This window comes from Paenibacillus castaneae (assembly GCF_002884445.1).
GTDB classification, from domain to species: domain Bacteria; phylum Bacillota; class Bacilli; order Paenibacillales; family Paenibacillaceae; genus Pristimantibacillus; species Pristimantibacillus castaneae.
Map to the genome: position 1 here is coordinate 2933553 of NZ_KZ614144.1, position 12646 is coordinate 2946198.

Below are 12646 nucleotides of genomic sequence, written 5' to 3' on the forward strand. Positions count from 1 at the left end.
ACGGTAACGTTATGGCCAAAATTAATGTGTTGGATGAACAGCTTGCCAACCAAATCGCTGCCGGCGAAGTTGTTGAGCGGCCAGCTTCCGTTGTGAAGGAGCTGGTCGAGAATGCAGTGGATGCTGGCAGCACGACAGTCGATATTTCAATTGAAGAAGGCGGCTTGTCTTTAATCCGTGTTCTGGACAACGGCTACGGAATTGAAGCCGCTGATATCGTTACCGCATTTCAACGCCATGCAACGAGCAAAATCGCAACGAGCAGCGATCTGTTCCGCATAGCCAGCTTAGGCTTTCGCGGAGAAGCGCTGCCCAGTATCGCTGCCGTATCGCGGCTGCAGTGCATTTCCTCGGAGACATCGACAGGACTAGCACGCCGCATCGTTATTGAAGGCGGCAAGGTGACGCTGGACGAGCCTGCAAATGCGCCGCAAGGAACGGACGTCGTCGTTCGCGATTTATTCTATAACACCCCGGCACGGCTTAAATATATGAAAGCTATTCAAACCGAGCTTGGACATATTTCAGATTATATAAACCGAATCGCGCTCGCGCATCCAGGAATTGCTTTTACATTCATGCATAACGGCAATGTACTGCTGCGGACATTGGGTACAGGCGACCGTCTGCAGGTTATTGCTGCTGTCTACGGCTCGAATACAGCTAAAGTAATGCTTCCTGTTGAAGCAGAATCAGCAGATTACGAGCTGAGAGGCTATATTTCGAAGCCTGAGCTTACACGTGCGAACCGAAACGGCATTACAGCTATCGTCAACGGACGGTATATTCGCAGCCATACGATTAATCAATCTCTGCTGCAGGCCTATCATACGCTTCTACCCATTAATCGTTATCCGCTTGCCGTCATCGAGCTGGGAATGCATCCCAGCTTGCTGGATGTGAACGTTCATCCTTCCAAAATGGAAGTGAGATTCAGTAAAGAGCCGGAGCTGCGTACATTAATCGAGGATGCAGTGAAAGCGATCCTCAAAACTCAGCGTCACATTCCAGGACCAGAATCTAGCAGCAAGCAGGAGCGCTCAAAGCCGCTGTTTGTACAGGATGCAATTTCCTTTCATCGTCCCGAGCCGGCAGGGGAGAGCTTCAAGCCATACCAACCGCCGCAGCATGAACGCGAGTATGTTCCGCGGGGAGCAGCGGAGAAGCTGTACGCTCCGCCAGCTCATGCGCAAGCAGAGTCGCTAGCTGTCCATGAGGTCGCTGCGCCGTGGACTCAGGCGGCAGCATCTGCAGTTGAAAGCGAGCGTTCTGTGGAGAATGAATGGCAATCAGCCGCGAATCTCCAATCCTTAGAGGAGCAGCAAACCTCTCAGCAGCCGATTCAAGGCGGAGCGGCGCCTGCGCCATATCAATCCGAAGAGGAGGAGCCTGCTCAGCCGGTCTTTCCTGAGCTTCACTGGATTGGGCAGCATCATGGAACGTACATTGTTGCACAAGCGGAGGATGGCCTATATTTGATCGATCAGCATGCAGCCCATGAGCGCATTAACTATGAGTATTATTTCGAGAAATTCGGCAATCCAGAAGCAGCAAGCCAGCAGCTTCTTGTTCCGCTAACGCTCGAATTCACATCAGGCGAAGCTTCTCAGCTAAGGGAGCTTCTGCCGTTGTTTGAAGGAGCTGGAGTTGAGCTGGAAGCATTCGGCGCGCAGACCTTTCTCGTCCGCTCCTATCCGGAATGGATGCCGCAGGGTGAAGAAAAAGCCATTCTCGAGGAGATGGCGGAGCTGATCATTACAGAGCGAAAGTCGATTAATATCGGTAAGCTGCGGGAAAAAGCAGCCATCATGTGCTCATGCAAAGCATCGATTAAAGCCAATGATCGAATGAATCGCGAGGAAGGCGATTCCTTGCTTGCCAGATTAGCGAGTTGCAAACAGCCTTATACTTGCCCGCATGGGCGTCCTATTATCGTTCATCTATCGATTTATCAGCTTGAGAAAATGTTTAAGCGGGTGATGTCGTGATTGTTACTACTACAGCAAAGCCGTCTGAAAGGGCTGCGGAGCAAGCAGCCAGGCTTGCGGCTGAGCTGGATTGTACGCTTAAATCGCGTGGGAATTTAACGGTCAACAAACTGCTCACTCTCTCAACAGATAAGCGGCTGCTTGTGGTTACCGAGCAAGAGGTGAGGTATTATGATGGAATATCGGAGGCTCCGCTGTATTTCCATCCAAGCATGGCTTTTGTAAGAGTAAAGCGTCTGCGGCGCGGTGAAACCGATCCTTTAATCCAGCTCTCAGGCTGTTCTTTGGGGGATCATGTCATTGATTGCACCGCAGGCCTCGCTTCTGACTCGCTTGTATTCTCATATGCTGCCGGAGAGAATGGCCGTGTAACTGCTATTGAGAGCGAGCCCGTGCTTTGTGCGCTCGTGCGCGAGGGGCTGGCGCAATATGAGACCGGTCTTAACGACGTCAATCAAGCGATGAGAAGGATTCAAATGCACTGTATCCATCATTTGGATTATTTAAAGTCACTGCAAGATAAGAGCGCCGATATCGTTTATTTCGATCCCATGTTCCGAAAGCCGATCCATGAGTCGAGCTCGATGGAGCCGCTTCGCGGGATTGCGAATATGGACGCCTTAACGAGTGAAGTTATCGATCAGGCGAAGCGTGTCGCAAGGAAAAGCGTCGTGCTTAAGGAACACCAGGCAAGCTCCGAATTTGCGCGCCTTGGATTCCAGCGGCGGCATGTCAATACGTCGAAAATAGCATATGGAGTGATAGAGCTTTGAATGAAAAAGAACGACCGAATATCGAGCAGACAGCTTCTAACGGATCTGCTGGGCGCAAGCAGCCGCTGCTCGTCCTTATCGGACCTACGGCAGTAGGCAAGACGCGCATGAGCCTGGATTTGGCCAAAGCATGGAATGCGGAAATCATCTCTGGCGACTCCATGCAGGTGTACAGAGGCATGGATATCGGCACAGCTAAGATTGCTATGGATGAGCGTGAGGGTATCGCGCATCATCTTATCGATATATGCGAACCGGAATATTCGTATTCTGCAGCCGATTTCCAAACGAATGCGACTCAAGCGATTGCAGATATCGCTGAACGCGGCAAGCTTCCTTTTATCGTTGGAGGAACAGGCTTATACGTAGAATCAGTCTGCTATGGCTTTCAATTTGCGGATATCGGCTCCGATGAAGCATTTCGCTTAGAGCAGGAGCGTTATGCGGCTGAGCATGGCGCAGAGGCGCTGCATGCACGATTGGCAGCGATTGATCCAGCGGCAGGCAAGCGGCTGCATCCCAATGATTTGCGCCGAGTCATTAGAGCGCTTGAAGTATTTCATATGACGGGCGAAACCTTCTCCGACCAGCAAGCAGGTCAATCGAAGGAATCACCGTATGAGCTTTGCATCATTGGTTTGACTATGGACCGCGCAAAGCTGTATCGTAGAATAGAAGAGCGCATTGACCTGATGATGGAGCAAGGCTTAGTGGATGAGGTGAAAGAGCTGCTTGAGCGGAATCTTCCGCCGCAGGCGGTTGCTATGCAGGGTCTCGGATACAAGGAAATAGCGGAGTATTTGCGCGGCAATTGTACGCTGGAGGCTGCTGTAGAGCTGCTAAAGAGAGATACTCGCCGGTTTGCCAAGCGTCAATTATCTTGGTTTCGCCATATGAAAGATATACACTGGATCGACATGGAACAAAATTTTCACAACAATTTAATAACCATTCATGATATAATAGCAGGAAAGTTTCAAGTTAATCTTGAATATACTTCTAATCAATCTTTTTAAGACGGGGGTAACGTCCAATGAACAAGTCGATCAATATTCAAGATACGTTTCTGAATCAGCTGCGCAAAGATAATATACCTGTTACGGTTTTCTTAATGAACGGATTTCAAATTCGGGGCGTTATTAAAGCGTTTGATAACTTCACCATCATCATTGACAGTGAAGGACGTCAACAAATGGTGTATAAACATGCGATTTCTACGTTCACTCCGCAGCGAAATGTCTCACTTATGCAGCAGGATCAGGGCAGCTCTGACTCGTAATCGTGGACATTTATGAAACTTTCTAATAACACGTTTCGTTTAACTAGATAGCGGCATGCAAGAGCAACCCGCTCCATGGCGGGTTGCTCTTTACGTTTCGTGGAAAAGATAGAAAAGAGAGATATTTGGATCAACAGGAGGGGATTCGGCAATGGCTGAGCGACCAAGCAACAAGACATCACCTAAAGCAGCACCGAAACAAACAAAGAAAAGGAAAAAGAAAATATCAGGAAAGAAATGGTTTTACGGCTTGTTCTTCACGGCAGTTATCGCAATCGTTTGCGGCATCATCGGGTATTTGCTTATCATTCTGAACGGTGAGCGGATTTTGGCCGAAAAAGGAGACCAGCTTGATTTCGGAGAAGCGTCGATTATTTATGATGCGAGCGAGAATGAAATAGCACGCTTGAGTGCAGATGGACATAACCGAGAGGTTGCGGAGTTTTCGGAAATTCCCGCACATCTGATGGAAGCGGTAGTAGCCACTGAGGATCAGCGCTTCTATACGCATTCAGGCATCGATTTCTTCTCGATCGGCCGTGCAGTTGTGAAGGACGTTATCGCACGCAGTGCGGTAGAGGGCGGCAGCACGATAACACAGCAGCTCGCCAAGAACGTCTTCCTAACGGCAGACAAAACATTTTTCCGGAAAGCAACGGAAGCTTCAATAGCTGTTGCGCTGGAGCATCAAATGTCCAAGCAGCAAATATTAACGATGTACCTCAACCGGATTTATTTCGGGAAAGGCGTGTATGGAGCCAAAGCGGCTGCTCAATTTTATTTTGGCACTGACCTGGATAAGCTGGAGCTTTGGCAGGCTGCAACGTTGGCTGGTATTCCGAAGGCGCCAAGCCGATATAACCCGATTAACAGTCCGGAGGACTCCATGAATCGCCGTGCGATCGTTTTGAAGCTGATGAATGAGCAGGGCTACATTACGAATGCGGAGATGGAGCAAGCGAAGGCTGTTGTATATGAGGTGCCTGAGGATCATGAAATCAATCAAATTGAGAAATATCCTGCTTTTGTCGATTTTGTCGTCAAAGAAGCGATTGATGTGACGAATCTTTCTGAGGAAGAGCTGCGAATTGGCGGCTATCGGATCTATACCTCGTTGAACACAGAAGCTCAGGATGCGATGGACAAGCAATTCGATGACGATGATAATTTTGAGAAAAGCAAAGATGAAAGACAAGTTCAAGCGGCAATGATTATCATCGATCACCGTGACGGCACCATTAAAGCTCTGTCCGGCGGTCGGGATTACAAGAAGAAGGGTCTCAACCGAGTGGGGCTTCAGCGCCAGCCTGGTTCAGCGTTCAAGCCGATTATCTCCTATGGGCCTGCTCTAGAAACGGGCAAATATTTCCCATGGACGATACTGGCCAATGATAAGAAATGCTATAGCAACTATTGTCCAACTGATCGATGGGGGGCGACTCCTGTATCGATGACGCAAGCGATTAAGGACTCTCGAAACCTTGCTTCAGTCTGGATGCTGAATCAAATCGGATTAAGTAAAGGCTTCGAGTTTGCAAATAAATTAGGCTTTGATCTGGAGAAGGAAGACCGGAACCTGACAGCTGCTCTCGGAGGGCTGACGAAAGGTGCTACACCTCTGCAAATGGCTACTGCTTATAGTGTATTTGCAAACGGAGGGAAGTCAGTCGATCCGCATACGATCTTGAAGATTGAAGGGAAAAATAATTACTCTCTCACTTATAAAGCACCGCCTGTGAAGCAGCTAATGTCTGCTGAAACAGCGTGGTATTTAACTCAAATGATGGAGACCGTTGTAGAAAAAGGCGGTACTGGCGTTAAGGCTGCTGTTGACCGTCCTTTGGCGGGCAAAACGGGCACGACACAGCATGGTCTTCCGGATTATAAGGGCAATGGAATACGTGATGCATGGTTCGTTGGCTATACGCCGGAGTGGACAGCAGCCGTATGGATGGGATACGATAAGACCGATAAGGATCACATCTTGAAGACAGGCAGTGTGCAATCGGCCGTATTATTCTCAAAAGTAATGAAGTCTGCTCTTAAGAATGTGCCGAAGTCAAGCTTTAATAAACCTCAAGGCATTAAAGAAGATAAGCCGCCGGCAACAATTAAAAACTTTAATGCTGTATTCATTCCGGAGGAGATGAAGGTTCATCTTTCATGGGACCCTATTCAAGACGGAGAAGTAACTTATCAGGTGTTCCGCAAGGAAGCTTCGGAAAGTAGTTATATACGATTCGTAGACTCGCTTACAACGACTGGGGTTGACGATATGAGTGTATTCCCTGGTCAGACCTATGAGTATTACGTACTCGCTTATGATGCTGTGAATGATAAGGAAAGCTCACCATCTCCAAAGATGAAAGTGGTCATTCCAGAAACGGATTACATTCCAGACATTCCTATGGAGCCCGTACCAACGGATCCGAGTGGCGGAGAACCGACGCCGCCAATAGACGGTGATGGCGGTGATGGATCAATCGATCCAGGCATTCCTACGCTTCCACCAGAAGGAAACCCAGATTCGGGAGCAGGCAATGGAACAGGCGGTCCGGGCGCAACGCCCAACCCTAATGAGGGCACAGACAATGGGACTGCCACTAAAGGTTTAGGAAACACGGGTACCGGCGGCAATACGTAAAGAACGGGTGGTTAGTAATGGCGGATAGAAAGAGTGCGCGTTTCCTGCTCTGTATATTGCTTGTCGCTGCAGTTTCGCTTATCGCGGGCTGTGGAGGCAAGCATGATGCGGGACTATTAACCGGAAGCAGCGTAGAGGCTTCTCCGAAAACGATGAGCTGGACCAAGATGCCTGAAATGCAAATTGATCTCGACAAATCGTATTCAGCGAAGTTTCATACTACTAAAGGCGACTTTACAGTCAAGCTGTTCGCGGATGAAGCACCGGTAACGGTGAATAATTTTGTATTTCTAGTCCGTGCTGGATTTTATGATGGACTGTCCTTTCATCGCATCATTGAATCCTTTATGATTCAAACAGGTGATCCTTTCGGGACAGGGAAAGGCACACCGGGCTATTCCATTCCAGATGAGCTTAGTTCAGACATAAAGTACGAAGATGGAATAGTAGCCATGGCTAACTTTAGTCAGCCGAACACCGGCGGGAGCCAATTTTTTATTTGTACAGGCCCAGATGCAGCTAATTTAAATCGTGAGCCTAATTACACGATTTTCGGCAAAGTGGAAAAGGGAATGGATGTTGTGAAGGAAATTTCTAGAACGCCTATTGTCAAAGATCTGCCTGCTGAGAAGATTATCATTGAATCGATCACAATAGAACAATCTTAATGCGAATCGTCGTCCCTCAGGGGACGGCGGTTTTTTTGTTTATCTATTCGATGTGAATGCTTTTTAAAGAAGTGGACGACACTCCTTTCTGCATGTTTGGACAAGAATGCTTGGTTTATTTTCGTTGTCTGCTGGAGATGGACGTTAAGATATGGTAATCTTTTTTTATAGGAAGTTTTCAACAGTCGATCGTCGCTTGCCGGATGTTGCTTGACCAAAACTAAGAGGTGCATTCGTTTGCAGTAACGGGTTTTTCCCGAATGACCGGAAAGGTACGTTCCGTATGAAGAGAAAATTTTCAGACCGGGCCAACTGGCGGCGTATCTTGCGCAAAAGCTATTCATGCCTAGCGCTTGACGGCGAGGAGTTCAAAGGTCTCGTTACGTTTTATCGGATATTAGAATTACGTGAGCCGTTATGGAAGGAATATAACGGACGCAAGCTTTGCCTGGCTGATCGAGGATACTTATGGATGCAGCATTTTCCAAAGGGCGAGCATTTTGTAGTAACGACGATGTTTGATGACAAGGGACGCGTTGTACAGTGGTATATTGATGTATGCAAGACGCAAGGCTTAACGGATCAGCAGGTGCCATGGTTCGATGACCTATACTTGGATGTGGTTGTGCTTCCGAGCGGGGAAGTTTTTCTAATGGATGAGGATGAGCTGGAGGACGCGCACAGACAAGGCGATGTCAATGGCAAGGATGTTGCGCTGGCGAAGAAAACAGCTGGCAGATTGCTCTCCAGCATTCGCAATGGAAGGTTTCGTTACTTCACACTTAGCCTCAAGCATCGCAAGAGCTTGCTTGAACGTACGGGAGAGTTAAGCGAATCATGAGAACCAGTACAGTCAGAAGGAGCAGACCGCGTAAACGTTCGAAAAAAAATCGTTCGTGGCTGCTCCTGTTTCGTGTTGCTGCCTGGCTTGTTTGTGCAGGCGTGTTCTGGTGCGGATATCTATTATGGCTCATAAACGGATACCCAACCGACAAGCCGGTTGCCAAAGCGGATGCCGGCATTGTGCTGGGAGCGGCATTGTGGAATGATGTGCCTAGCCCCGCATTGAAGGAACGATTAGAATTGGCAGTCACATTATATAACGAAGGCGGAGTGGACAAGCTGATCTTATCCGGAGGGCTGGATCACAATAAAGCTACCAAAACGGAAGCTGAGGGCATGCGCGACTATCTCATTGCAAAAGGTATATCAGCTGACAAGCTGTTGCTAGAAAACGAATCGACCAGCACCTATGAAAATTTATTGTTCAGCAAAAAAATAGCCGACCAGCAGAAGCTTACTCAGCTCGTTGTGATTACCCATGACTATCATGCGGCTAGATCGAAGGAAATAGCGAAACAGCTGGATTTCAAGCATTTTCAAGTTGCTGCTACGAAATCAAAGGTGTTAAATCCGGTATACAATGAAACGCGCGAGGTGCTTGCTTTCACGAAATGGAAGCTTGATTGGCTTCTTCTCACATTAGGAATCCGCTCTTCTGTTTAGGTGCTGTGAATCTGCTAATATGCAACTGCAAAGTAGAATAAACTTGTAGTGCGGTTAGCCGCTACAGCTCTAGATGCAAAGGATAGGTGATGCGACAGATGAATGGAAACGTCATATCAGGACCCGGTAATGGCTCCGCAAGGCCTTCCCGCCAAATTAATGTGGTACTAAGAAGCCAGGAAACATTTCAAAGCGGGGCATCGGCGCATGCGCTGGATGTAGAACCGCTTCCAGCAGTAAAGCCGCTGCCGAGCGTCGATCATTATGCGGATATTCAGAAAGAGCTTGAGCCGATGATCGGCATGGACAATGTGAAATCATTGGTTTATGAAATATATGCCTTGCTCTATATCAGCCGAATGCGTTCGGAAGCCGGATTATTCGGCGGTTCTCATGTGTACCATATGATTTTTAAAGGAAACCCGGGAACGGGCAAGACAACTATAGCTCGCATTGTTGCTAAGCTGTTTCAGAAGATGGGCGTGCTTACGAAGGGGCATATGATTGAGGTTGAACGGGCTGATCTTGTAGGCGAATATATCGGTCATACGGCTCAAAAGACGCGTGAATTGGTGCGAAAAGCGATTGGCGGGGTCTTATTTATTGACGAAGCTTATAGTCTTGCGCGTGGCGGAGAGAAAGATTTCGGCAAAGAAGCTATTGATACACTTGTAAAGGCTATGGAAGATAATCGCAATCAATTTGTACTTATCTTGGCGGGCTACCCGGCCGAAATCGACGATTTCTTGCTTACGAATCCCGGCTTGCCGTCACGGTTTCCGATTCAAATTGAATTTCCGGATTACAACGTGGATCAATTGATTCAAATTAGCGAGCTCATGGCCAAAGATCGTGATTATATTATGATGCCTCAGACCATCTTTAAATTAAGGCAGCATTTGATGCAGGAGAAGCTGAATTCGATGTTCGCTTTCAGCAATGCAAGATATGTTAGAAACTCGATTGAGAAGGCGATTAGATATCAGGCGGTGCGTCTGCTTACTCAATATGCTAGCTCTGTTCCGCCAAAGCAGGAGCTTATGACAATCCGGCCGGATGATTTAAGATGGGATACGAAAACATAATGACTTAGAAGTATAGAAGGAGTATATGATGAGCGAGAAAACATTCGATACAAATCCAAATATGATTGAAAAAGCAATATTAATCAGCCTAGTTACCTCTAATGACAAGCGACATGGCGGAGACCCCGAGCATTCCTTGCAGGAGCTGGTGCAGCTTACAGAAACAGCTGGCGTTGAGGTTCTTACTACCATTACGCAAAATAAAGAGACTGCCGACTCCAAATGGTTTATCGGCAAAGGCAAGGTGCAGGAGGTTAAAGCGCTGGCGGATGAGCTTGGGGCTACGACTGCCATATTTGACCAAGAGCTTTCAGGCGCACAGGTTAGAAATTTGGAAGAGTCGCTTGATTTGAAGATCGTGGACAGAACGCAGCTGATTCTGGATATTTTCGCTGGGCGAGCAAAAACGCGCGAAGGGATTATACAGGTCGAGCTTGCCCAACTGAGCTACTTGCTGCCTCGTCTGTCCGGCCAAAGCAAAAACTTGTCGCGGCTTGGCGGGGGAATCGGAACGCGCGGACCGGGGGAGACGAAGCTGGAAACCGATCGTCGCCATATTCGGGATCGTATATTTGATCTGAAAACTGTGCTTGATGAGCTCGTTCGCCATCGGAAGCTGCATAGGGAGCGCCGGAAAAAATCTGGGGCTATCCAAGTCGCTTTGGTAGGCTATACGAATGCCGGCAAGTCGACTCTGCTGAGGGAATTGACTCAAGCAGATGTTTATGTAGAGAATCAACTATTTGCTACGCTTGATCCGACCTCACGCGCACTTGAGCTGCCTAATGGCAGGGAAGTGGTGCTGACTGATACGGTAGGCTTCATTCAGAATCTGCCCCATGATCTCGTAGCTGCTTTCCGTGCTACGTTAGAAGAGGTTTGTGAGGCTGATCTTGTGCTGCATGTAATCGACAGCAGTTCAGTTATGCGCGATGAACAAATAGCGGTTGTTAACAAAATCATGGGTGATCTTGGCGCAGCCGACAAGCCTACTGTTATGGTTTTTAACAAGAAGGATTTAGTTAGCGTAAGCGGGACATTATCTGACCTGCCCATGACCGGCGGTGATAATCTGGTTATCAGCGCTTACGAGGCAGATGACCTTGAGCTTCTTAGGCAAACGATTCAAGACAAGCTAAGCGGTGATACACTAACCTTCAATGTGCCTGCCGAGCGAGGAGATTTAATTGCTCTGGCTTACCGGAGCGGAGAAGTTATCAATCAAGAGGTTAACGAGGAAACGCTGCGACTGACGGTACAAGTGAGCAGGCAGCAATATGAACAGCATGGGCATCGTTTGCAGCAATATATCGAGTAAATGGTTTTGAACTAAGGTTTGCAATGCAGAAGGGGAGAAGATTTAAAGTGAGTATACAGCATGAGAATCAGAAGCTATGGGAGAAGCTTGAGGGTCTGGCAGCCGAGGCTGAACAGCTGGCTGCAGAGGCCTTCCGGTCTGTCGATAAGATAGCAGAGCGCAATCATTGGAAGGTCATTCAAGCGTTCCAGCGCCACAAGGTAAGCGATTTTCATTTCAACGGCTCTACGGGGTACGGCTACAATGACCGGGGCCGTGAAATTATGGATTTGGTCTATGCGGATGTGATGGGTGCGGAAGCTGCAATCGTAAGGCCGCATTTTGTTTCTGGCACGCACACGATCAGCTGTGCATTATTCGGTGTGCTTAGACCGGGCGATGAGCTTCTTTATATAACTGGAAGACCCTATGATACGCTGCATAAGGTAATCGGTAAGCCTGGGGACGGCACCGGTTCGTTGCAGGACTTTGGCATTAAATACTCGGAGGTCCCGCTTCAAGGGGATGGAAGCTTGAATTGGGAGCGGATTGAGCAAGCCATAACGCCGAGTACGAAGGTTATCGGTATTCAACGGTCGCGCGGTTACGATTGGCGCGCCTCATTCTCAGTAGCCGAGATTGAGCTCATGGTGAAGCGAGTGAAGGCGATCAAACAGGATGTGCTTGTTTTTGTAGATAATTGCTATGGTGAATTTACGGAGCTGCTTGAGCCGACTGAGGTTGGTGTTGATTTGATGGCAGGTTCTCTAATCAAGAACCCCGGCGGCGGCCTAGCTGAGACTGGCGGATATATTGCAGGGACCGCTTCTGCAGTTGAGGCAGCTGCTTATCGATTGACGGCGCCCGGGATTGGCGGAGAAGTGGGTGCAATGCTTGGAACGCTGCGGGCGATTTACCAAGGGCTTTTTCTGGCACCACATATCGTTGGACAAGCGGTCAAGGGCAGTGTACTGGCAGCTGCTATGTTTGAGGAGCTTGGTTTTGTAACAAAGCCGCGCTGGAATGAGCCGCGAACAGATCTTATTCAAGCAGTTCGGTTCGCAGAAGCGGAGCAGCTAATTGCTTTCGTTCAAGGCATCCAACAGGCGGCAGCAGTGGATTCTCATGTCATGCCAGAGCCGTGGGATATGCCTGGCTACGAGAATGCTGTTATCATGGCAGCAGGAACATTCATTCAAGGCGGGAGCTTGGAGCTTTCGGCGGATGCTCCGATCCGTGAACCCTATATTGCGTATATGCAAGGCGGCCTAACCTATTCACATGCCAAATACGGTGTTTTGACTGCTTTATATCGACTTGTCGACAGTGGTTTAATTGTAACCAAACCTCACACGACTTGACACATTTGCGGTATAACGTTTAAAATGAACATAGTAAATGAGCGA

Annotated in this window: 11 protein-coding genes; all 11 read left to right on the forward strand. The window is 48.3% G+C overall.

Annotated elements, in window-relative coordinates; translation table 11 throughout:
• The first annotated feature begins 11 nt into the window (after positions 1 to 11).
• Positions 12 to 1988: a DNA mismatch repair endonuclease MutL gene (gene mutL / locus CEF13_RS12975; protein ID WP_102711075.1), complete on the forward strand. Its 1977-nt coding sequence runs from the start codon at positions 12 to 14 to the stop codon at positions 1986 to 1988.
• Positions 1985 to 2761: a class I SAM-dependent methyltransferase gene (locus tag CEF13_RS12980; protein ID WP_102711076.1), complete on the forward strand. Its 777-nt coding sequence runs from the start codon at positions 1985 to 1987 to the stop codon at positions 2759 to 2761. The genes mutL and CEF13_RS12980 overlap by 4 nt, the downstream gene beginning before the upstream one ends.
• On the forward strand, positions 2758 to 3777 hold the full coding sequence (miaA, locus tag CEF13_RS12985; protein ID WP_424991956.1) for a tRNA (adenosine(37)-N6)-dimethylallyltransferase MiaA: 1020 nt from the start codon (positions 2758 to 2760) through the stop codon (positions 3775 to 3777). The genes CEF13_RS12980 and miaA overlap by 4 nt, the downstream gene beginning before the upstream one ends.
• Positions 3778 to 3794: 17 nt before the next feature.
• The gene (gene hfq / locus CEF13_RS12990; protein ID WP_102711077.1) at positions 3795 to 4040 is read left to right on the forward strand and encodes an RNA chaperone Hfq; all 246 of its coding nucleotides are present in this window, start codon (positions 3795 to 3797) and stop codon (positions 4038 to 4040) included.
• 151 nt (positions 4041 to 4191) lie between these two features.
• On the forward strand, positions 4192 to 6684 hold the full coding sequence (locus CEF13_RS12995; protein WP_102711078.1) for a transglycosylase domain-containing protein: 2493 nt from the start codon (positions 4192 to 4194) through the stop codon (positions 6682 to 6684).
• 17 nt (positions 6685 to 6701) lie between these two features.
• Positions 6702 to 7352, forward strand: a complete 651-nt coding sequence (locus tag CEF13_RS13000) for a peptidylprolyl isomerase (RefSeq protein ID WP_102711079.1) — start codon at positions 6702 to 6704, stop codon at positions 7350 to 7352.
• Between the two features lie 283 nt (positions 7353 to 7635).
• On the forward strand, positions 7636 to 8193 hold the full coding sequence (locus CEF13_RS13005) for a ribonuclease FAU-1 family protein (protein ID WP_102711080.1): 558 nt from the start codon (positions 7636 to 7638) through the stop codon (positions 8191 to 8193).
• Positions 8190 to 8858 carry a YdcF family protein gene (locus tag CEF13_RS13010; protein ID WP_102711081.1) on the forward strand — a complete coding sequence of 223 codons (669 nt, stop codon included), beginning with the start codon at positions 8190 to 8192 and terminating at the stop codon, positions 8856 to 8858. Before CEF13_RS13005 ends, CEF13_RS13010 begins: the two co-directional genes overlap by 4 nt.
• A 98-nt stretch (positions 8859 to 8956) precedes the next feature.
• Complete coding sequence (locus CEF13_RS13015) at positions 8957 to 9943, forward strand: AAA family ATPase (protein ID WP_102711082.1); 987 nt, start codon at positions 8957 to 8959, stop codon at positions 9941 to 9943.
• Between the two features lie 28 nt (positions 9944 to 9971).
• Entirely contained in the window at positions 9972 to 11261 is a 1290-nt protein-coding gene (hflX, locus tag CEF13_RS13020; protein WP_102711083.1) for a GTPase HflX, read from the forward strand.
• Between the two features lie 47 nt (positions 11262 to 11308).
• Positions 11309 to 12601, forward strand: a complete 1293-nt coding sequence (locus CEF13_RS13025; protein WP_424991957.1) for a methionine gamma-lyase family protein — start codon at positions 11309 to 11311, stop codon at positions 12599 to 12601.
• Positions 12602 to 12646 lie beyond the last annotated feature (45 nt).

Excerpts from the sequence above, each read along its gene's own strand:
- CEF13_RS13010 (WP_102711081.1), top strand. The coding sequence starts at position 8,190 with ATGAGAACCAGTACAGTCAGAAGGAGCAGACCGCGTAAACGTTCGAAA.
- hfq (WP_102711077.1), top strand. The coding sequence starts at position 3,795 with ATGAACAAGTCGATCAATATTCAAGATACGTTTCTGAATCAGCTGCGC.
- CEF13_RS13000 (WP_102711079.1), top strand. The coding sequence starts at position 6,702 with ATGGCGGATAGAAAGAGTGCGCGTTTCCTGCTCTGTATATTGCTTGTC.
- CEF13_RS13005 (WP_102711080.1), top strand. The coding sequence starts at position 7,636 with ATGAAGAGAAAATTTTCAGACCGGGCCAACTGGCGGCGTATCTTGCGC.
- CEF13_RS12995 (WP_102711078.1), top strand. The coding sequence starts at position 4,192 with ATGGCTGAGCGACCAAGCAACAAGACATCACCTAAAGCAGCACCGAAA.
- mutL (WP_102711075.1), top strand. The coding sequence starts at position 12 with ATGGCCAAAATTAATGTGTTGGATGAACAGCTTGCCAACCAAATCGCT.
- CEF13_RS13015 (WP_102711082.1), top strand. The coding sequence starts at position 8,957 with ATGAATGGAAACGTCATATCAGGACCCGGTAATGGCTCCGCAAGGCCT.
- hflX (WP_102711083.1), top strand. The coding sequence starts at position 9,972 with ATGAGCGAGAAAACATTCGATACAAATCCAAATATGATTGAAAAAGCA.